General features: G+C 42.6%; 24 protein-coding genes. All 24 read left to right on the top strand.

Going from position 1 to position 20,258, the window contains the following annotated elements:
• Positions 1 to 69 precede the first annotated feature (69 nt).
• Positions 70 to 198, top strand: coding sequence for a smi_0059.1 family bacteriocin-like peptide (locus HWX15_RS07550; RefSeq protein ID WP_000658224.1), 129 nt, complete (start codon positions 70 to 72; stop codon positions 196 to 198).
• An 11-nt stretch (positions 199 to 209) separates the two neighbouring features.
• On the top strand, positions 210 to 365 hold the full coding sequence (locus HWX15_RS07545; protein WP_001004584.1) for a hypothetical protein: 156 nt from the start codon (positions 210 to 212) through the stop codon (positions 363 to 365).
• Positions 366 to 399: 34 nt separating this feature from the next.
• Positions 400 to 594 carry a class IIb bacteriocin, lactobin A/cerein 7B family gene (locus tag HWX15_RS07540; protein ID WP_000180815.1) on the top strand — a complete coding sequence of 65 codons (195 nt, stop codon included), beginning with the start codon at positions 400 to 402 and terminating at the stop codon, positions 592 to 594.
• Between the two features lie 236 nt (positions 595 to 830).
• The gene (locus tag HWX15_RS07535; protein ID WP_001047582.1) at positions 831 to 998 is read left to right on the top strand and encodes a class IIb bacteriocin, lactobin A/cerein 7B family; all 168 of its coding nucleotides are present in this window, start codon (positions 831 to 833) and stop codon (positions 996 to 998) included.
• Between the two features lie 3 nt (positions 999 to 1,001).
• Complete coding sequence (locus tag HWX15_RS10265; RefSeq protein ID WP_009014477.1) at positions 1,002 to 1,217, top strand: hypothetical protein; 216 nt, start codon at positions 1,002 to 1,004, stop codon at positions 1,215 to 1,217.
• An 80-nt stretch (positions 1,218 to 1,297) separates the two neighbouring features.
• Positions 1,298 to 1,477: a hypothetical protein gene (locus HWX15_RS07530; protein WP_175880721.1), complete on the top strand. Its 180-nt coding sequence runs from the start codon at positions 1,298 to 1,300 to the stop codon at positions 1,475 to 1,477.
• A 78-nt stretch (positions 1,478 to 1,555) separates the two neighbouring features.
• The gene (locus tag HWX15_RS07525) at positions 1,556 to 1,762 is read left to right on the top strand and encodes a bacteriocin immunity protein (RefSeq protein ID WP_175880720.1); all 207 of its coding nucleotides are present in this window, start codon (positions 1,556 to 1,558) and stop codon (positions 1,760 to 1,762) included.
• A gap of 396 nt (positions 1,763 to 2,158) precedes the next feature.
• On the top strand, positions 2,159 to 2,347 hold the full coding sequence (locus HWX15_RS10010) for a hypothetical protein (protein ID WP_254867359.1): 189 nt from the start codon (positions 2,159 to 2,161) through the stop codon (positions 2,345 to 2,347).
• Positions 2,348 to 2,503: 156 nt separating this feature from the next.
• Complete coding sequence (comA, locus tag HWX15_RS07520) at positions 2,504 to 4,657, top strand: peptide cleavage/export ABC transporter ComA (protein ID WP_175880719.1); 2,154 nt, start codon at positions 2,504 to 2,506, stop codon at positions 4,655 to 4,657.
• Positions 4,658 to 4,669: 12 nt separating this feature from the next.
• Entirely contained in the window at positions 4,670 to 6,019 is a 1,350-nt protein-coding gene (gene comB / locus HWX15_RS07515) for a competence pheromone export protein ComB (RefSeq protein ID WP_175880718.1), read from the top strand.
• A 170-nt stretch (positions 6,020 to 6,189) separates the two neighbouring features.
• Positions 6,190 to 6,897 (top strand): phosphoribosylaminoimidazolesuccinocarboxamide synthase, encoded by a 708-nt coding sequence (gene purC / locus HWX15_RS07510; RefSeq protein WP_061439950.1) that lies wholly within the window; start codon positions 6,190 to 6,192, stop codon positions 6,895 to 6,897.
• A gap of 1 nt (position 6,898) precedes the next feature.
• The gene (locus HWX15_RS10260; RefSeq protein WP_134990285.1) at positions 6,899 to 7,042 is read left to right on the top strand and encodes a phosphoribosylaminoimidazolesuccinocarboxamide synthase; all 144 of its coding nucleotides are present in this window, start codon (positions 6,899 to 6,901) and stop codon (positions 7,040 to 7,042) included.
• A gap of 54 nt (positions 7,043 to 7,096) precedes the next feature.
• Entirely contained in the window at positions 7,097 to 10,822 is a 3,726-nt protein-coding gene (locus HWX15_RS07505; RefSeq protein WP_175880717.1) for a phosphoribosylformylglycinamidine synthase, read from the top strand.
• Positions 10,823 to 10,915: 93 nt separating this feature from the next.
• Complete coding sequence (gene purF, locus HWX15_RS07500; RefSeq protein ID WP_175880716.1) at positions 10,916 to 12,358, top strand: amidophosphoribosyltransferase; 1,443 nt, start codon at positions 10,916 to 10,918, stop codon at positions 12,356 to 12,358.
• Between the two features lie 36 nt (positions 12,359 to 12,394).
• Positions 12,395 to 13,417, top strand: a complete 1,023-nt coding sequence (purM, locus tag HWX15_RS07495; RefSeq protein ID WP_175880715.1) for a phosphoribosylformylglycinamidine cyclo-ligase — start codon at positions 12,395 to 12,397, stop codon at positions 13,415 to 13,417.
• Complete coding sequence (gene purN / locus HWX15_RS07490; protein ID WP_175880714.1) at positions 13,414 to 13,959, top strand: phosphoribosylglycinamide formyltransferase; 546 nt, start codon at positions 13,414 to 13,416, stop codon at positions 13,957 to 13,959. Before purM ends, purN begins: the two co-directional genes overlap by 4 nt.
• 83 nt (positions 13,960 to 14,042) lie before the next feature.
• The gene (locus HWX15_RS07485) at positions 14,043 to 14,552 is read left to right on the top strand and encodes a VanZ family protein (RefSeq protein WP_175880713.1); all 510 of its coding nucleotides are present in this window, start codon (positions 14,043 to 14,045) and stop codon (positions 14,550 to 14,552) included.
• Between the two features lie 24 nt (positions 14,553 to 14,576).
• Positions 14,577 to 16,124 (top strand): bifunctional phosphoribosylaminoimidazolecarboxamide formyltransferase/IMP cyclohydrolase, encoded by a 1,548-nt coding sequence (purH, locus tag HWX15_RS07480; RefSeq protein WP_175880712.1) that lies wholly within the window; start codon positions 14,577 to 14,579, stop codon positions 16,122 to 16,124.
• Positions 16,125 to 16,245: 121 nt separating this feature from the next.
• Complete coding sequence (purD, locus tag HWX15_RS07475) at positions 16,246 to 17,508, top strand: phosphoribosylamine--glycine ligase (protein ID WP_175880711.1); 1,263 nt, start codon at positions 16,246 to 16,248, stop codon at positions 17,506 to 17,508.
• A 50-nt stretch (positions 17,509 to 17,558) separates the two neighbouring features.
• Entirely contained in the window at positions 17,559 to 17,675 is a 117-nt protein-coding gene (locus HWX15_RS10005; protein ID WP_078156178.1) for a phosphoribosylaminoimidazole carboxylase, read from the top strand.
• A 29-nt stretch (positions 17,676 to 17,704) separates the two neighbouring features.
• Entirely contained in the window at positions 17,705 to 18,193 is a 489-nt protein-coding gene (gene purE, locus HWX15_RS07470) for a 5-(carboxyamino)imidazole ribonucleotide mutase (protein ID WP_000805595.1), read from the top strand.
• Positions 18,180 to 19,271, top strand: coding sequence for a 5-(carboxyamino)imidazole ribonucleotide synthase (purK, locus tag HWX15_RS07465; RefSeq protein ID WP_175880710.1), 1,092 nt, complete (start codon positions 18,180 to 18,182; stop codon positions 19,269 to 19,271). The genes purE and purK overlap by 14 nt, the downstream gene beginning before the upstream one ends.
• 9 nt (positions 19,272 to 19,280) lie before the next feature.
• The gene (locus HWX15_RS07460; RefSeq protein ID WP_175880709.1) at positions 19,281 to 19,508 is read left to right on the top strand and encodes a phosphoribosylaminoimidazole carboxylase; all 228 of its coding nucleotides are present in this window, start codon (positions 19,281 to 19,283) and stop codon (positions 19,506 to 19,508) included.
• An 18-nt stretch (positions 19,509 to 19,526) separates the two neighbouring features.
• Positions 19,527 to 20,198: a hypothetical protein gene (locus tag HWX15_RS07455; RefSeq protein WP_175880708.1), complete on the top strand. Its 672-nt coding sequence runs from the start codon at positions 19,527 to 19,529 to the stop codon at positions 20,196 to 20,198.
• Positions 20,199 to 20,258 lie beyond the last annotated feature (60 nt).

Genomic DNA, 20,258 nt, shown 5'->3' with positions numbered 1-20,258 from the left:
TAATTTGTTGTACATTTTCGAAATTTTTTTCGAATAGATAAGTAAGAGGAAAAAGGAAGGAATAAAATAATGAAAGAACATTATTATGGATTTGTTGAGCTAACTTCGGAAGAATTGACCGATATTCAAGGTGGAGAAAGTTGGGTGAAGACCCTTGCAGATTGGTACATTGGATTTCGTAGAGGTTTTGGTTTTTAGGAGGATAAGAGATGAATGAAATGAATGATAAGTATACTATTGAAGTATTAAAGGAGAGCGACTTAGCTTTGCTGGTGGGTGGTAGCAAGGAAAGTTATCAACGGGGTCTAATTACAGGTCTATTGTTACGCGGTATATTTATTGGAACCCCATTTTTTAGAAGATAAGATTTAGAAAAAATAGAACAAGAGGAGAAAAAAGATGACAAATTTTGACAAAATGGAACAGAACTTTGTAGCTCTTACAGAAGAAGAGTTGATGGATGTGGATGGGGGAGCATTGCCTCTTGTAATCGCCGGAGTGTCTATCTGGAAGATAGGTGCAGCAGTAGCAGGTGGAGCAGCAGCGCTTTTTGCTGGAGGAGCAGCTTTAGGGTATTATGCGAATAGACCATAATCTGATTATAGTCAGAGAGGCATTTCTATGTTTTTAAAAAAAGAAGTGATATTACTAGGGGTATTGTTATCGCTACGTATTATTTTTACTATCGTTCAAATTTTAATTGACTATAAAATATTATCTGGACAGTATAGTATAAATTTTATGGATATTTCAGAAGTATTTACTTATCCAATACTCATTTTAATCATTTACATAGCAATAAAATATAATACAAAGGAGTAGTGACGAATATGAACTTAGAACAATTTTATCAATTATCTGACGATGAATTAGTGGGAACAAAAGGTGGTTTTGGTCTTGCGGAAGCAGTTGGGATTGCAGGAGTACTGAATGCTGCTGTACAAATTTTTAATGCTGGTTACAAATTTGGTTCAGACTTTGCTCGTCGTGGGCGTTAGATAATGAATAATCGCAACCTTAATCTCAATACATTGTTACCTAAACTAGCCACGATATTTCCTTTGTTGGGAATAACTCTTAATGTCGCGCTTCATGTGATTCGTACAGGTTCGTTAGTATCCTTTAATTGGCAATGGACTTTGGTTGGTTTGCTTTTCGCAGGATATTTTGGTATTTTTCGCAAAGATTTGTCAAAAAATAATCAAAACTATAAATGAAGAACATGAATCAAAAGGATTTTGTGTATATGAATGGTAGCGTTTTTCCGCCATTTTTGTCAGGTAATTAGGAGTTTCTTATGAAAACATTTTTATTAGGTTTTGCTGAGGGTTATTTTATCGTATCGCTCATAATCTACATCGCAACGTATTTGATATTGAAAAATCCGATCAATACCCTATTTTATCCAGAAATTTACCCTGTTTTATGTGGGTTCTTTTATCTAGGATATAAGGCCAATAAAAAGCAAGTAGGGTGAGCAGTTGAGAATGACTTGTTAGTCCCCGCTGAAAATGGTTAGGGTAGAATCTAAGAATGCATCACATTGGAGTTTAATATGAAATTTGTTAAATCAATACTGAAAGTTTGGCCTGAAATTATGGTATTACTTAGTTCAATGTCTTATATCATCATCAGATTAGTAGCTGATATGAATAAAGTATCTTTACCTACTTGGCTTGATAGTTTCAATATACCAACGATTGCATTATTTGTGATGATATTCATTCTTTTATATAGAAGTAAAGAAAAAAAGAATGGATAAATTTGAAGTAGTAGACAATCTATGGGGAAATAGGAGTCTTGTAGCAACGAATCAAAAAAGGAGTAACGATGAATCGTAATTTAGAACGGTGTTATCTATTCTGACTATGAATAGATCATACCAGAGGTGGCTTAGAAATAGCAGGGACATTAAAAATTGAATTAACTTTAAATAGGATGTCGTAAAGTTTACTATCAATGATTTATTTGTCCCAAGCTTGCCTAGGGTGACAGTAAAAAATCAATTTCCTTTCATACCATATTTTTAGTAGGTAGGACGCTTGTTCTGCCTATTTTTGCCAAAAGTGTAGTTGAGGTGTTTATTTGGAGTTTTACATATATTTTTGATAAAATGTGATAAAATAGGTATAGAAATTTGGAAAGTTGAAGAAAAGAAATGAAGAAGATTTTAAAATATTTTTTAGTATTGGTTTTTCTATTTTTAATGAATATTTTCATCTTTAAGATACTAGCAACTCTGGGATTTCAGCTGACAATGAGTGAAAAGAGTTATATTGTACCACCGCTGTTTTCGATTATCATTTTATATATGATTGACAAAAGAATTAGGAAGAAAAAGAAATAAATATATATTTTAGGTAGGACGTTTGTTCTACTTATTTTTTATCCCAAAAGTGCAGTTGGGAGGGAGATAGGCGCATTTGGGGAGGAAGCCCAGTTTTTGTTTGGGGATTGGGGTAAGATAGTTGTTATCAGATGAGTTTAGGAAAAGGAGATGAATATGAAATTTGGGAAACGTCACTATCGTCCGCAGGTGGATCAGATGGACTGCGGTGTAGCTTCATTAGCCATGGTTTTTGGCTACTATGGTAGCTATTATTCTTTGGCTCACTTGCGAGAATTGGCTAAGACGACCATGGATGGGACGACGGCCTTGGGCTTGGTCAAGGTGGCAGAGGAGATTGGTTTTGAGACGCGGGCCATCAAGGCGGATATGACGCTTTTTGACTTGCCAGATCTGACTTTTCCTTTTGTTGCCCATGTGCTTAAGGAAGGAAAATTGCTCCACTACTATGTGGTGACTGGGCAGGATAAGGATAGCATTCATATTGCCGACCCAGATCCTGGGGTGAAATTGGCCAAACTGCCACGTGAGCGTTTTGCGGAAGAATGGACAGGAGTGACTATTTTTATGGCACCTAGTCCAGACTACAAGCCTCATAAGGATCAAAAGAATGGTCTGCTCTCTTTTATCCCTATATTAGTGAAGCAGCGTGGCTTGATTGCCAATATTGTTTTGGCAACACTCTTGGTAACCTTGATTAACATTGTGGGTTCTTATTATCTGCAGTCTATCATTGATACCTATGTGCCAGATCAGATGCGTTCGACGCTTGGGATTATTTCTATTGGGCTGGTGATTGTTTATATTATTCAGCAGATCTTGTCTTACGCTCAGGAGTATCTCTTACTTGTTTTGGGGCAACGCTTATCGATTGATGTGATTTTGTCCTATATCAAGCATGTTTTTCACCTGCCTATGTCCTTTTTTGCGACACGCAGGACAGGGGAAATCGTGTCTCGTTTTACAGATGCTAACAGTATCATTGATGCGCTGGCTTCGACCATTCTTTCGATTTTCCTAGATGTGTCAACGGTTGTCATTATTTCCCTTGTTTTATTTTCACAAAATACCAATCTCTTTTTCATGACTTTATTGGCACTTCCTATCTATACAGTGATTATCTTTGCCTTTATGAAGCCGTTTGAAAAGATGAATCGGGATACCATGGAAGCCAATGCGGTTCTGTCTTCTTCTATCATTGAGGACATCAACGGTATTGAGACTATCAAGTCTTTGACCAGTGAAAGTCAACGTTATCAAAAGATTGACAAGGAATTTGTAGATTATCTGAAAAAATCCTTTACCTATAGTCGGGCAGAGAGTCAGCAAAAGGCTCTGAAAAAAGTTGCCCATCTCTTGCTCAATGTCGGCATTCTCTGGATGGGAGCTGTTCTGGTCATGGATGGCAAGATGAGTTTGGGGCAGTTGATTACCTATAATACCTTGCTTGTTTACTTTACCAATCCTTTGGAAAATATCATCAATCTGCAAACCAAACTTCAGACTGCGCAGGTCGCCAATAACCGTCTGAATGAGGTTTATCTGGTAGCTTCTGAGTTTGAGGAGAAGAAAACAGTTGAGGATTTGAGCTTGATGAAGGGAGATATGGACTTCAAGCAGGTTTACTACAAGTATGGTTATGGTCGAGACGTCTTGTCAGATATCAATTTGACTATTCCCCAAGGTTCTAAGGTGGCTTTTGTGGGGATTTCAGGATCAGGTAAGACGACTTTGGCCAAAATGATGGTTAATTTTTACGACCCAAGTCAGGGAGAGATTAGTCTGGGTGATGTCAATCTCAATCAGATTGATAAAAAGGCTCTGCGTCAGTATATCAACTATCTGCCTCAACAGCCTTATGTCTTTAACGGAACGATTTTGGAGAATCTTCTCCTTGGGGCCAAGGAAGGGACGACTCAAGAGGATATCTTACGGGCGGTCGAATTGGCAGAGATTCGGGAGGACATTGAGCGCATGCCACTGAATTACCAGACAGAATTGACTTCGGATGGGGCAGGGATTTCAGGTGGTCAACGGCAGAGAATCGCTCTGGCGCGTGCTCTCTTGACAGATGCGCCGGTCTTGATTTTGGATGAGGCGACCAGCAGTTTGGATATTTTGACAGAGAAGCGGATTGTGGATAATCTCATGGCTTTAGATAAGACCTTGATTTTCATCGCCCACCGCTTGACCATTGCAGAGCGGACAGAGAAGGTTGTTGTCTTGGATCAGGGCAAGATTGTTGAAGAAGGAAAGCATGCTGATTTGCTTGCACAGGGTGGCTTTTATGCCCATTTGGTCAATAGCTAGAAAGAGGAGAGGATGAAACCAGAATTTTTAGAAAGTGCGGAGTTTTATAATCGTCGTTACCATAATTTTTCCAGTCGGGTGATTGTACCCATGTCCCTTCTGCTCGTGTTTTTGCTTGGATTTGCAACATTTGCAGAGAAGGAGATGAGTTTGTCTACTAGAGCTACTGTTGAGCCTAGTCGTATCCTTTCAAATATCCAGTCAACTAGCAACAATCGTATTCTTGTCAATCATTTGGAAGAAAATAAGCTGGTTAAAAAGGGAGAACTGTTGGTTCAATATCAAGAAGGGGCAGAAGGTGTCCAAGCGGAGTCTTATGCCAGTCAGTTGGACATGCTCAAGGATCAAAAAAAGCAATTGGAGTATTTGCAAAAGAGCCTGCAAGAAGGGGAGAACCACTTTCCAGAGGAGGATAAGTTTGGCTACCAAGCCACCTTTCGCGACTACATCAGTCAAGCAGGCAGTCTTAGGGCTAGTACATCGCAACAAAATGAGACCATCGCGTCCCAGAATGCAGCAGCTAGCCAAACCCAAGTCGAAATCGGCAACCTCATCAGTCAAACAGAGGCTAAAATTCGCGATTACCAGACAGCTAAGTCAGCTATGGAAACAGGTGCTTCCTTGGCCAGTCAGAATCTAGCCTACTCTCTCTACCAGTCCTACCAGTCTCAGGGCGAGGAAAATTCGCAATCTAAGGCCCAGGCTATTGCGCAGGTTGAAGCACAGCTTTCTCAGTTAGAATCCAGTCTTGCTACTTACCGTGTCCAATATGCAGGTTCGGGTGCCCAGCAAGCCTATGCGTCTGGTTTAAGCAGTCAATTGGAGTCTCTCAAATCCCAACACTTGGCAAAGGTTGGTCAGGAATTGACCCTTCTAGCCCAGAAAATCTTGGAGGCAGAGTCAGGTAAGAAGGTTCAGGGAAATCTTTTAGACAAGGGGAAAATTACGGCGAGTGAGGATGGGGTGCTTCACCTTAATCCTGAGACCAGTGATTCTACCATGGTAGCAGAGGGGACTCTACTAGCCCAACTCTATCCGTCTTTGGAAAAAGAAGGGAAAGCCAAACTTACAGCTTACCTAAGCTCAAAAGATGTAGCAAGGATCAAGGTCGGTGATTCTGTTCGCTATACGACGACTCATGATGCTAAGAATCAACTTTTCCTAGATTCTACTATTACAAGTATTGATGCGACAGCTACTAAGACTGAAAAAGGGAATTTCTTTAAAATCGAGGCGGAGACTAATCTAACTTCTGAGCAGGCTGAAAAACTTCGGTACGGGGTGGAAGGTCGCCTGCAGATGATTACGGGCAAGAAAAGTTACCTACGTTATTATTTAGATCAATTTTTGAACAAAGAGTAATGTTCGTGTTTTTAGAGTTAAATAATTTTTAAACTGTGAGAAAGCTTCTTCTTGCAGTTTTTTTCTTTATGATTTTTGAAACACCTCTACTATTTATTCGTTTAAATTCTTGTAATTTTAGGTTTTTTATGGTAGAATGTGCTCAAGTAATACGAAAGGCGAACTTTAAAATGTCAAAACAATTGATCTATTCGGGAAAAGCTAAAGATATCTATACAACTGAGGATGAAAATCTTATTATTTCAACTTACAAGGACCAGGCGACTGCTTTCAATGGTGTCAAGAAGGAGCAGATTGCGGGCAAGGGAGTATTGAATAATCAGATTTCATCTTTTATTTTTGAGAAATTAAATGCGGCTGGTGTGGCGACTCACTTTGTGGAGAAGCTTTCAGACACGGAACAACTCAATAAAAAGGTTAAGATTATTCCTTTGGAAGTCGTGCTCCGAAACTACACGGCTGGTTCCTTTTCAAAACGTTTTGGTGTAGACGAAGGAATCGCATTTGAGACTCCGATTGTCGAATTTTACTATAAAAATGATGATTTGGATGATCCATTCATCAATGATGAGCATGTGAAATTCCTACAGATTGCGGATTACCAGCAAATCGCTTACTTGAAGGAAGAAACTCGTCGAATCAATGAACTTTTGAAGGTCTGGTTTGCTGAGATTGGGCTTAAGTTGATTGACTTTAAGCTAGAGTTCGGTTTTGACAAGGATGGTAAGATTATCTTAGCAGATGAATTTTCACCAGATAACTGCCGTTTGTGGGATGCGGATGGCAACCACATGGATAAGGATGTTTTCCGTAGAGGATTGGGAGAACTAACAGATGTTTACGAGATCGTCTGGGAGAAGTTGCAAGGTTTGAAATAATCTGTTTGCAACGGAAAACCTTCGTCTCTCAAATAAAAGGACTCAGGCTGAAAAGGTCCCCCAGACCTTTTCACTCCGTAGAGGATTGGGAGAACTAACCGACGTTTACGAAATTGTTTGGGAAAAGTTGCAGGGGTTGAAATAGCAACCTCAAGGTCGTTGGAACATTGTAAGAGCTGAAATAAAGGAATAAGAATTGATGGATAAACGTATTTTTGTTGAAAAAAAGGCTGATTTTCAGGTCAAGTCAGAGAGTTTGGTGAGAGAACTCCAGCACAACTTGGGACTTTCAAGCTTGAAAAGTATTCGCATCGTGCAAGTGTATGATGTATTTGACTTGGCAGAGGACCTGTTTGCACCTGCAGAGAAACACATCTTCTCTGAGCAGGTGACAGACCATGTTTTGGACGAAGCGGCTGTGCAGGCGGATCTTGCCAACTATGCTTTCTTTGCTATTGAAAGCCTGCCAGGGCAGTTTGACCAGCGTGCAGCTTCTTCGCAAGAAGCCTTGCTTTTGTTGGGAAGTTCGAGTGATGTGACGGTCAATACAGCTCAACTTTACTTGGTCAATAAAGATATTGATGCGACTGAGTTGGAAGCGGTCAAGAACTATCTGCTCAACCCAGTTGATTCTCGTTTCAAGGATATTACGGCAGGGATTGCCAAGCAGGAATTTTCTGAGTCAGACAAGACCATTCCTAAATTGGCTTTCTTTGAAAACTATACAGCAGAAGACTTTGCTCGCTACAAGGCCGAGCAAGGGATGGCTATGGAAGTGGATGATTTGCTCTTTATCCAAGACTACTTTAAGTCAATCGGGCGCGTGCCAACTGAGACTGAACTCAAGGTTTTGGATACTTACTGGTCTGACCACTGCCGTCACACGACGTTTGAGACTGAGTTGAAGCAGATTGATTTCTCAGCTTCTAAATTCCAAAAACAATTACAGGCAACCTATGACAAATATATCGCTATGCGCGATGAGTTGGGGCGTTCTGAAAAACCGCAAACCTTGATGGATATGGCGACTATTTTCGGTCGTTATGAGCGTGCTAATGGACGTTTGGACGATATGGAAGTGTCTGACGAAATCAATGCTTGCTCAGTTGAAATCGAAGTGGACGTTGATGGTGTGAAAGAACCATGGCTCCTAATGTTCAAGAATGAAACTCACAACCACCCAACGGAAATTGAGCCATTTGGTGGCGCGGCTACCTGTATCGGTGGAGCCATTCGTGACCCATTGTCAGGTCGTTCCTACGTTTATCAAGCCATGCGTATTTCAGGTGCGGGTGATATTACAGCACCGATTTCGGAAACTCGTGCTGGTAAGCTGCCACAACAAGTCATTTCTAAAACAGCTGCTCATGGTTATTCTTCATATGGTAACCAGATTGGGCTTGCGACGACCTACGTTCGTGAATATTTCCACCCAGGTTTTGTAGCTAAACGTATGGAGTTAGGTGCAGTAGTCGGTGCGGCTCCTAAGGGCAATGTTGTCCGTGAAAAACCGGAAGCGGGTGATGTTATTATCCTCCTTGGAGGTAAGACTGGACGTGATGGTGTCGGTGGTGCGACAGGTTCTTCTAAGGTTCAAACGGTTGAGTCTGTGGAAACTGCTGGAGCTGAGGTTCAAAAAGGGAATGCCATCGAAGAACGTAAGATTCAGCGCCTCTTCCGTAATGGCAATGTCACTTGTCTTATCAAGAAATCTAATGACTTTGGTGCTGGTGGAGTCTGTGTGGCTATCGGTGAATTAGCAGACGGTCTTGAAATTGATCTTAACAAGGTGCCTCTTAAATACCAGGGCTTGAATGGTACCGAAATTGCCATCTCTGAATCACAAGAACGGATGGCGGTTGTGGTGCGTCTTGAAGACGTAGATGCCTTCGTTGCGGAATGTAACAAAGAAAATATTGATGCTGTTGTAGTTGCAACAGTGACGGAAAAACCAAATCTTGTCATGCACTGGAATGGCGAAACGATTGTAGACTTGGAACGCCGTTTCCTTGATACCAATGGTGTACGAGTGGTTGTCGATGCCAAGGTTGTAGACAAGGATGTCAAACTCCCAGAAGAGCGTACAACAAGCGCTGACACACTTGAAGCAGATACCCTTGCGGTCCTGTCTGATTTGAACCATGCGAGTCAAAAAGGCTTGCAGACCATCTTTGACTGTTCTGTCGGTCGTTCAACGGTTAATCACCCACTTGGTGGTCGCTATCAACTCACACCAACTGAGGCATCTGTACAGAAATTGCCAGTCCAACACGGTGTGACTCATACTGCGTCTGTCATGGCTCAAGGGTTTAATCCTTATATTGCAGAATGGTCTCCATACCACGGTGCTGCTTATGCGGTTATTGAAGCAACTGCTCGTTTGGTGGCTGTGGGTGCCAACTGGTCTAAGGCTCGTTTCTCTTACCAAGAGTATTTCGAGCGTATGGATAAACAAGCTGAGCGTTTTGGTCAGCCAGTAGCAGCTCTCCTAGGCTCTATCGAAGCACAAATTCAGCTTGGTTTGCCATCTATCGGTGGTAAGGACTCCATGTCTGGTACCTTTGAAGAATTGACAGTGCCACCAACCTTGGTAGCCTTTGGTGTGACAACAGCAGATAGCCGTAAGGTGCTTTCTCCTGAGTTCAAAACTGCTGGGGAAAACATCTACTACATCCCAGGTCAAGCCCTTGCTGCAGAGATTGATTTTGACTTAATTAAGAAAAACTTTACTCAGTTTGAAGCCCTTCAAAAGGCTCACAAAGTAACATCTGCATCGGCTGTCAAATACGGCGGTGTGGTTGAAAGTTTGGCTCTTTCTACCTTTGGGAACCATATCGGTGCAGAGGTAACCTTGCCTGAACTTGAGACATCTTTGACAGCTCAATTGGGCGGATTTGTCTTCACATCTCCTGAAGAAATCGCTGGAGTAGAGAAGATTGGACAAACAAGTACAGACTTTACACTCCTTGTCAACGGTGTGAAGCTAGATGGACACAAACTTGACAGTGCCTTCCAAGGAAAATTGGAAGAAGTTTACCCAACAGAATTTGCTCAAGCCAAAGAACTGGCTGAAGTACCATCTGTTGCATCAGATGTTGTGATTAAAGCCAAAGAAAAGGTTGAAAAACCTGTGGTTTATATCCCAGTCTTCCCAGGAACCAACTCGGAATATGACTCAGCCAAGGCATTTGAGAAAGAAGGTGCAGAGGTCAACTTGGTGCCATTTGTGACCTTGAATGAAGAAGCCATTGTCAAGTCAGTTGAAACCATGGTTGACAACATCGGCAAGGCTAACATTCTCTTCTTTGCAGGTGGTTTCTCAGCTGCGGACGAGCCAGATGGTTCAGCTAAGTTTATCGTCAACATCCTTCTCAATGAAAAAGTCCGTGTGGCTATTGATAGCTTTATCGCCCGTGGTGGCTTGATTATTGGTATCTGTAATGGATTCCAGGCTTTGGTCAAATCAGGTCTTCTTCCATACGGGAACTTTGAAGATGCCAAAAGTACTAGCCCAACCCTCTTCTACAATGATGCCAACCAACACGTGGCTAAGATGGTGGAAACTCGGATTGCCAATACCAACTCACCATGGTTAGCTGGAGTGGAAGTTGGTGAGATTCATGCCATTCCTGTTTCGCACGGTGAAGGGAAGTTTGTCGTGACAGCTGAGGAATTCGCAGAGCTCCGTGACAATGGTCAAATCTTTAGCCAATACGTTGACTTTGACGGTAAACCAAGTATGGATTCTAAGTACAATCCGAATGGTTCTATCCATGCCATCGAAGGAATTACCAGCAAGAACGGCCAAATCATTGGTAAAATGGGACACTCAGAACGTTATGAAGACGGTCTTTTCCAAAATATCCCAGGAAATAAAGACCAGCACCTGTTCGCGTCAGCGGTTAAATACTTTACTGGAAAATAAGACTTGCAGATTTTCTAATAGATAGTATCAGTAATGTAAAAGTCATGTAGATTTAGCTCTTGGTGCTACACAAATAAAAATTAGGTATATAAAATGACATACGAAGTAAAATCTCTTAATGAAGAATGTGGTGTTTTCGGTATCTGGGGACATCCAGATGCTGCTAAATTGACCTATTTTGGTCTCCATAGTCTTCAGCACCGTGGTCAGGAGGGGGCAGGAATCCTCTCTAATGACCAAGGGAAACTAAAGCGCCATCGTGACATGGGCCTTTTATCAGAAGTATTCAGAAATCCTGCTAATTTGGATAAATTGACAGGAACTGGTGCGATTGGACATGTACGTTATGCGACTGCTGGCGAAGCTTCTGTAGATAACATCCAGCCCTTCCTCTTCCGTTTTCACGATATGCAGTTTGGTCTGGCTCATAATGGGAATCTGACCAATGCTGCCTCTCTCAAGAAAGAATTGGAGGAAAGAGGTGCGATTTTCAGTGCGACTTCGGACTCGGAAATCTTGGCTCATCTCATTCGTCGCAGTCATAATCCTAGCCTGATGGGCAAAATCAAGGAAGCGCTCAGCCTTGTCAAAGGTGGCTTTGCTTATATCTTGCTGTTTGAAGATAAGCTGATTGCGGCTCTTGACCCCAATGGATTCCGACCGCTTTCAATCGGGAAAATGGCTAATGGAGCAGTAGTCGTTTCCTCTGAAACTTGTGCTTTTGAGGTCATTGGTGCAGAATGGATTCGTGATTTGAAGCCAGGTGAGATTGTCATCATTGATGACAAGGGCATCCAGTATGATAGCTATACAGACGATACTCAGCTAGCAATCTGTTCTATGGAGTATATCTACTTTGCCCGCCCTGATTCTAATATCCACGGTGTCAATGTCCATACGGCACGGAAACGTATGGGTGCCCAATTGGCGCGTGAATTCAAGCATGAGGCGGATATTGTAGTTGGTGTACCCAATTCTTCCCTCAGCGCGGCTATGGGATTTGCAGAAGAATCTGGTTTGCCAAATGAAATGGGTCTTATCAAGAACCAATACACCCAACGTACCTTTATCCAACCGACTCAAGAATTGCGGGAGCAAGGGGTGCGGATGAAACTGTCTGCTGTTTCTGGCGTTGTCAAAGGCAAGCGTGTGGTTATGATTGATGACTCTATTGTACGTGGGACGACCTCTCGTCGTATCGTCCAGCTTTTAAAGGAAGCAGGGGCGACTGAGGTTCACGTTGCTATTGGAAGCCCAGCGCTAGCTTATCCATGCTTCTACGGGATTGATATCCAGACTCGTCAGGAACTGATTGCGGCCAATCATACGGTTGAAGAAACTCGTCAAATCATTGGAGCTGACAGCCTGACCTATCTTTCTGTTGAAGGTTTGATTGATTCGATTGGGATTGAAACAGATGCACCAAATGGTGGTCTCTGTGTCGCTTACTTTGACGGTGACTACCCAACGCCTCTCTACGACTATGAAGAAGACTATCGTAGAAGTTTGGAAGAAAAGACCAGTTTTTACAAATAGACAATAGATCCTCCATTAAAGAAAAGGAAAAATAAAATGACAAATAAAAATGCTTATGCCCAGTCGGGTGTGGATGTTGAAGCGGGTTATGAAGTTGTTGAACGGATTAAAAAGCACGTGGCTCGTACGGAGCGTGCAGGTGTCATGGGAACTCTGGGTGGCTTTGGTGGTATGTTTGACCTTTCAAAGACAGGGGTTAAAGAACCCGTCTTGATTTCAGGGACTGACGGTGTCGGAACCAAGCTCATGCTGGCTATCAAGTACGACAAGCACGATACCATTGGTCAGGACTGTGTGGCCATGTGTGTCAACGACATCATTGCTGCGGGTGCGGAGCCCCTCTATTTTCTCGACTATGTGGCGACAGGCAAGAATGAACCAGCTAAACTAGAACAAGTAGTTGCTGGTGTGGCAGAAGGTTGTGTGCAGGCAGGCGCTGCCCTCATTGGTGGGGAAACGGCTGAAATGCCTGGCATGTACGGCGAAGATGACTATGACTTGGCTGGTTTTGCGGTCGGTGTGGCTGAAAAATCTCAAATCATTGACGGTTCAAAGGTGGCAGAAGGAGATATTCTTCTCGGACTTGCTTCAAGTGGGATTCACTCCAATGGTTACTCTCTTGTTCGTCGTGTCTTTGCGGATTACACAGGTGAGGAAATCTTGCCAGAATTGGAAGGCAAGCAACTCAAGGACGTTCTTCTTGAGCCGACTCGTATCTATGTCAAGGCTGTTTTGCCACTCATCAAGGAAGAGTTGGTCAACGGCATTGCCCACATCACTGGTGGTGGCTTTATCGAAAATGTCCCTCGTATGTTTGCGGATGACCTAGCTGCTGAGATTGATGAAAGCAAAGTTCCAGTGCTTCCAATTTTCAAAGCCCTTGAAAAATACGGTGAAATCAAGCATGAGGAAATGTTTGAAATTTTCAATATGGGTGTGGGACTTATGCTAGCAGTCAGCCCTGAAAATGTAAGTCGTGTCAAGGAATTGTTGAATGAACCAGTCTATGAAATTGGTCGTATCGTCAAGAAAGAAAACGAAAGTGTCATCATCAAATGAAAAAAATAGCGGTTTTTGCCTCAGGTAATGGCTCAAATTTTCAGGTGATTGCCGAAGAGTTTCCAGTGGAGTTTGTCTTTTCAGACCATCGTGACGCCTATGTGCTCGAGCGTGCAGACAAGCTCGGAGTTCTATCCTATGCTTTTGAACTCAAGGAGTTTGAGAGCAAGGCAGACTACGAAGCAGCCCTTGTCGAACTCTTGGAAGAACATCAGATTGACTTGGTTTGTCTAGCAGGCTACATGAAAATCGTAGGGCCGACTTTATTAGCAGCTTATGAGGGCCGAATTATCAACATTCATCCAGCCTACCTGCCAGAATTTCCAGGAGCTCATGGGATTGAGGATGCTTGGAATGCTGACGTGGATCAGTCTGGCGTGACCATTCACTGGGTAGATTCTGGTGTGGATACTGGGAAGATTATCCAACAAGTCCGTGTGCCACGGTTAGCTGATGATACCATAGCCAGCTTTGAAGAACGTATTCATGAAGCGGAGTACAAGTTGTATCCAGAAGTAGTGAAGGCTCTATTTACAGATTGACTTTTTGTTGATTTATATGATATCTTTGATTTTAAATTGGAGTCAGCGATTGTTGAAGACGGCTTCAAACGGAGGTATTTGTAATGTTAGAATCTAAAAAAACAACTCGATATGTATTTTATGTCTATCTGATGTTATTAACTTGGGGAATCTTATTTAAGTTTGAAACTAATCCTGAATTTATAGCATTTTTCTTAGCTCCAAGGTATATCAATTGGATTCCATTTTCAGAACCACTAATAGTAGATGGAAAAATTGTTTTTGCTGAAATGTTATTTAATCTGATTTCCTTTATTCCATTAGGTGTTTGTTTCCCTCTGATAAAAACTAATTTATCTAGTTTAAAAATAGTCGGGACAGGTTTCTTGATTAGTTTATTGTTTGAGTGCTTACAGTATATTTTAGCAATAGGTATAACAGATATAACGGATTTGGCTTTAAATACGCTAGGTGTTTGTGTAGGCTTGCTGATTTATCAAATGTTTATAAGAGTGTTCAAATCACAGACTAGAAAATGGGTCAATATCTTAGGTATGCTTAGCCTTGGTTTTGCTTATTTTGTTTTACTGTTACTGCATTTAATCGGTGTTTAACTAATGATTAAAAAGGAGAATATAATGACTAAACGCGCCTTAATCAGCGTCTCAGACAAAGCGGGCATTGTTGAATTTGCCCAAGAACTTAAAAAACTTGGTTGGGACATCATCTCAACAGGTGGCACCAAAGTTGCCCTTGACAATGCTGGGGTAGAAACTGTTGCGATTGATGATGTGACCGGTTTTCCAGAAATGATGGACGGTCGTGTCAAGACCCTTCATCCAAATATCCACGGGGGACTCCTCGCTCGTCGTGACTTGGATAGTCACCTGGAAGCGGCCAAAGATAATCAAATTGAGCTCATTGACCTTGTAGTGGTCAATCTCTATCCCTTTAAAGAAACGATTCTCAAACCAGACGTAACTTACGCTGATGCTGTGGAGAATATCGATATTGGTGGGCCATCTATGCTTCGTTCAGCAGCGAAGAACCACGCTAGCGTAACGGTTGCGGTAGATCCAGCTGACTACGCTGTGGTTCTTGACGAATTGGTAGCAAATGGAGAAACAAGTTACGAAACGCGTCAACGTTTAGCAGCAAAAGTTTTCCGACACACGGCGGCTTATGATGCCTTGATTGCAGAGTATTTTACAGCTCAGGTCGGCGAAAGCAAGCCTGAAAAGTTGACCTTGACCTATGACCTCAAACAAGCTATGCGCTATGGGGAAAATCCTCAACAGGATGCTGATTTCTACCAAAAAGCCTTGCCGACAGATTACTCCATTGCTTCAGCCAAACAGCTTAACGGTAAGGAATTGTCCTTCAACAATATCCGTGATGCTGACGCTGCCATTCGTATTATCCGTGACTTCAAAGACCGTCCAACCGTTGTGGCTCTCAAACACATGAACCCATGTGGAATCGGTCAGGCTGATGACATCGAGACTGCTTGGGACTACGCTTATGAGTCTGACCCAGTGTCTATCTTTGGTGGTATCGTTGTTCTTAACCGTGAGGTGGATGCTGCGACAGCTGAGAAGATGCACGGTATTTTCCTTGAAATCATCATCGCACCAAGCTATACGGATGAAGCGCTAACCATTTTGACCAACAAAAAGAAAAACTTGCGTATCCTTGCCTTGCCATTTGACGCTCAAGAGGCCAGTGAAGTGGAAGCAGAATACACAGGTGTGGTTGGCGGGCTCCTTGTTCAAAATCAAGATGTGGTCAAAGAAAGCCCAGCTGACTGGCAAGTGGTGACCAAACGCCAACCAACTGAGACAGAAGCAACTGCTCTTGAGTTCGCTTGGAAGGCTATCAAGTACGTCAAATCAAACGGAATCATTGTAACCAACGATCACATGACACTGGGTGTTGGTCCAGGTCAGACTAACCGTGTGGCTTCTGTTCGCATCGCTATTGACCAAGCTAAAGACCGTCTTGACGGCGCTGTGCTTGCTTCGGATGCCTTCTTCCCATTTGCGGATAATGTGGAAGAAATCGCCAAAGCAGGTATCAAGGCTATCATCCAGCCAGGTGGATCGGTCCGTGATCAGGAATCCATCGAAGCTGCTGACAAATACGGCTTGACTATGGTCTTCACAGACGTGAGACATTTTAGACATTGAGAATGTTAAAGGGAAGAAAACAGTTTCTTTCCTTTTTTGCGTAAAAATGCGGAGTGAAATAAGATTAAAACGAACGTTTGTGGTATAATATTAGTAAATAATTCGCAAAAGAGGTTGAGGAATGAAGCTGTTAGTTGTCGGTTCGGGTGGTCGTGAACATGCGATTGCTAAGAAGTTGCTTGAGTCAAAAGAGGTAGAAAAGGTTTTTGTTGCTCCTGGGAATGATGGGATGACTCTGGATGGTTTGGAATTGGTAAATATCTCTATTTCCGAACATTCTAAATTGATTGACTTCGCAAAGGCCAACGATATTGCTTGGACCTTTATCGGTCCAGATGATGCCCTTGCTGCTGGTATCGTGGATGATTTCAATGCGGCAGGACTCAAAGCTTTTGGTCCGACTAAGACTGCGGCTGAACTTGAGTGGTCTAAGGATTTTGCCAAGGAAATCATGGTCAAATATGGCGTTCCGACAGCAACCTATGGCACATTCTCGGACTTTGAGGAAGCCAAGGCCTATATCGAAAAGCAGGGGGCTCCTATCGTTGTCAAGGCGGATGGCTTGGCGCTTGGGAAGGGTGTCGTCGTTGCTGAGACGGTTGAGCAAGCGGTCGAAGCCACTCATGAGATGCTATTGGACAATAAATTCGGTAATTCAGGTGCGCGTGTGGTCATCGAGGAATTCCTCGACGGAGAAGAATTCTCTCTCTTTGCCTTTGTCAATGGGGACAAGTTCTACGTTATGCCAACGGCTCAGGATCACAAACGTGCCTATGATGGCGACAAGGGCCCTAACACGGGCGGTATGGGTGCCTATGCGCCAGTTCCCCACTTACCACAGAGCGTGATTGATACAGCAGTAGAGACTATTGTCAAGCCAGTTCTCGAAGGGATGTTTAAAGAAGGTCGTCCGTATCTTGGTGTCCTTTACGCAGGGCTTATCCTGACAGCAGATGGACCTAAGGTTATCGAGTTTAACGCTCGTTTTGGAGATCCTGAAACTCAGATTATTCTACCTCGATTAACCTCTGATTTTGCCCAAAATATCACCGATATTCTGGATGGCAAGGAGCCAAATATCACTTGGACGGACAAGGGTGTGACTCTGGGTGTGGTTGTCGCATCAAACGGTTACCCACTGGCTTATGAGAAGGGCGTCAAGCTTCCAGCCAAAACCGCTGGCGACATCATCACCTACTATGCAGGGGCTAAGTTTGCGGAAAATAGCAGAGCACTGCTCTCAAACGGTGGCCGTGTCTATATGCTCGTCACCACAGCCGACACCGTCAAAGAAACCCAAGACATTATCTATCAAGAACTCACTCAACAAAAAACAGAAGGCCTCTTTTACCGAACAGATATCGGAAGCAAGGCTATTCGATAAAGATATAAGAAAAAGCGACGAAGTCGCCAAGTACGATAATGGTCGCTGTGGTGAAAGAACGATTGAATGACAATCCAATCGTTCAGGGAAATTGGAAGACCTTGGGCTTCCGATTTAGGCATGAGACACCTTTGGTGGCTGCTGCCGTCCCTCACAACCTAAGGTGATTGTTGAAAAAGAGGAAAAAGGAGAAGAAATGAAACCCGTAATTTCCATTATCATGGGCTCAAAATCCGACTGGGCAACTATGCAAAAAACAGCAGAAGTCCTAGACCGCTTCGGTATAGCATATGAAAAGAAAGTTGTCTCTGCCCACCGTACGCCAGACCTCATGTTCAGACATGCCGAAGAAGCACGTAGTCGTGGCATCAAGGTCATTATCGCAGGTGCTGGAGGCGCAGCTCATTTGCCAGGAATGGTAGCTGCCAAAACAACCCTTCCAGTCATTGGTGTACCAGTCAAATCGCGTGCCCTTAGTGGTGTGGACTCGCTCTATTCTATCGTTCAGATGCCGGGTGGGGTACCTGTTGCGACAATGGCTATCGGTGAAGCCGGTGCGACAAATGCGGCCCTCTTCGCCCTCCGTCTTCTTTCAGTAGAGGATCAAGCTATCGCGACGGCTTTGGCAGATTTTGCAGAAGAACAAGGAAAAATCGCAGAGGAGTCTACAAATGAGCTCATCTAAAACAATTGGAATTATCGGTGGCGGTCAGCTGGGTCAGATGATGGCCATTTCTGCTATCTACATGGGGCACAAGGTTATCGCGCTGGATCCTGCGACGGATTGCCCGGTCTCTCGCGTGGCGGAAATCATTGTGGCTCCTTATAGTGATGTGGATGCCCTCCGTCAGTTGACTGAGCGTTGCGATGTCCTCACCTATGAGTTTGAAAATGTCGATGCTGACGGTTTGGATACTGTTATCAAGGATGGTCAGCTCCCTCAAGGGACAGACCTACTCCGCATTTCGCAAAATCGTATTTTTGAAAAGGACTTCCTTTCAAACAAGGCAAAAGTCACTGTGGCACCTTACAAGGTTGTGACTTCTAGCCAAGACTTAGCAGATATCGATTTATCGAAAAACTATGTCCTCAAGACTGCGACAGGTGGTTACGATGGGCATGGGCAAAAGGTCATTCGCTCAGAAGCAGACTTTGAAGAAGCCTATGCGTTAGCTGACTCAGCAGCCTGCGTTTTAGAGGAATTCGTCAATTTTGACCTTGAGATTTCTGTCATCGTATCAGGAAATGGCAAGGATGTGACAGTCTTCCCAGTTCAGGAAAATATCCACCGCAACAACATTCTTTCAAAGACTATCGTCCCAGCTCGCATTTCAGAAAGTCTAGCAGCCAAAGCAAAAACCATGGCAGTGAGAATCGCTGAGCAACTCAATTTGTCTGGAACCCTTTGCGTGGAAATGTTTGCGACAGCTGATGACATCATTGTCAATGAGATTGCCCCACGACCACATAACTCTGGGCACTACTCGATTGAAGCCTGCGACTTCTCCCAGTTTGACACTCATATTCTGGGAGTTCTGGGAGCACCATTGCCAGCTATCAAACTACATACACCAGCAGTCATGCTCAACGTTCTCGGTCAACACGTTGAGGCTGCTGAAAAATATGTCACAGAAAATCCAAGCGCTCACCTCCACATGTATGGTAAAATAGAAGCGAAGCACAACCGTAAGATGGGACACGTGACTTTGTTTAGTGATGAGCCGGATGAGATTGAGGAGTTTGGGAAAGGGATTGATTTTTAGGACAAGTCTATGATACAAATTATCGTTAATGCATTTATTGAAAAAGATAAGACTGGAGCAGTTGTTGAAGTCTTGTTTGCTAGTGCTGACCAGAATAAGGTACAAGCGAAATATGCAGAGCTAGTTGCACAATACCCTGAAAACTATTTAGCTATCTATGATCTACCGATGGATACGGATTTGAGTACACTAGATCATTACCCATCTGTGTTTATTGGAAAAGAGGAGTTTGAGTAGGAGAACTATATATAAAATTTGGAGGTTTTTGGAGATTCTATGCAAATACTGAGTGCAATAATAAATAACCAGTGGGTAATAACTGTACTAGGTGGTCTATTGATTACACTTATATCAACAATTAGTAGTTATATTTGGACTTCAAGAGTATCACAAAAGAACTTAAAAAAGTGTCAAGAAGAAATATTGTCCATATTAGAAAAAGTTCTTACCAATGATACAGAATTGACAGAAGAATTATTACAATCAATAGTCAATTCACTTATTCGAAAGAATAATATTTCCATTAAAAGATTTTTTTCGAATTCAGAGTTAATTGAGGACGTCTTAGTTAGACTCTACATGATTGATTATATCCCAATAGTAGAAAAAAATGAGCTAATTAGAAAATTACTAACTTTACGCTGTAATTTAAATATCTCTGGAGAAGAAAGTCGAGAATTAGAGAATGTTGATGTAAGTTCGACTAGAAAAAATATGAGGTTAAGAACATTTTTAGTAATGTATTGTATTGTACTTCTTTGGTTAATCATATTATTTTATGCATTCAGAGAAATTAGAGGGATATTGTTTTTTGGTGACAAATTCCTGATGATACAGATGCTAATAGCAGTACTGTTAACGGTTGTAATATTTACATATCTTTTAATTTTAATGAGAACTATGAAGTTTAGGGAAAGAGGAGAGTGATAATTTAGAATAATTTTTTTATAAGAGTTATGAGATAGAAGCAATGAAAAGAGTGTTTGA

Origin of the sequence: Streptococcus thalassemiae, assembly GCF_903645285.1 — a bacterium.
Lineage (GTDB): Bacteria > Bacillota > Bacilli > Lactobacillales > Streptococcaceae > Streptococcus > Streptococcus thalassemiae.
Note: the sequence above shows the minus strand (reverse complement) of the source record. Positions and strands in the feature narration are given on the sequence as shown.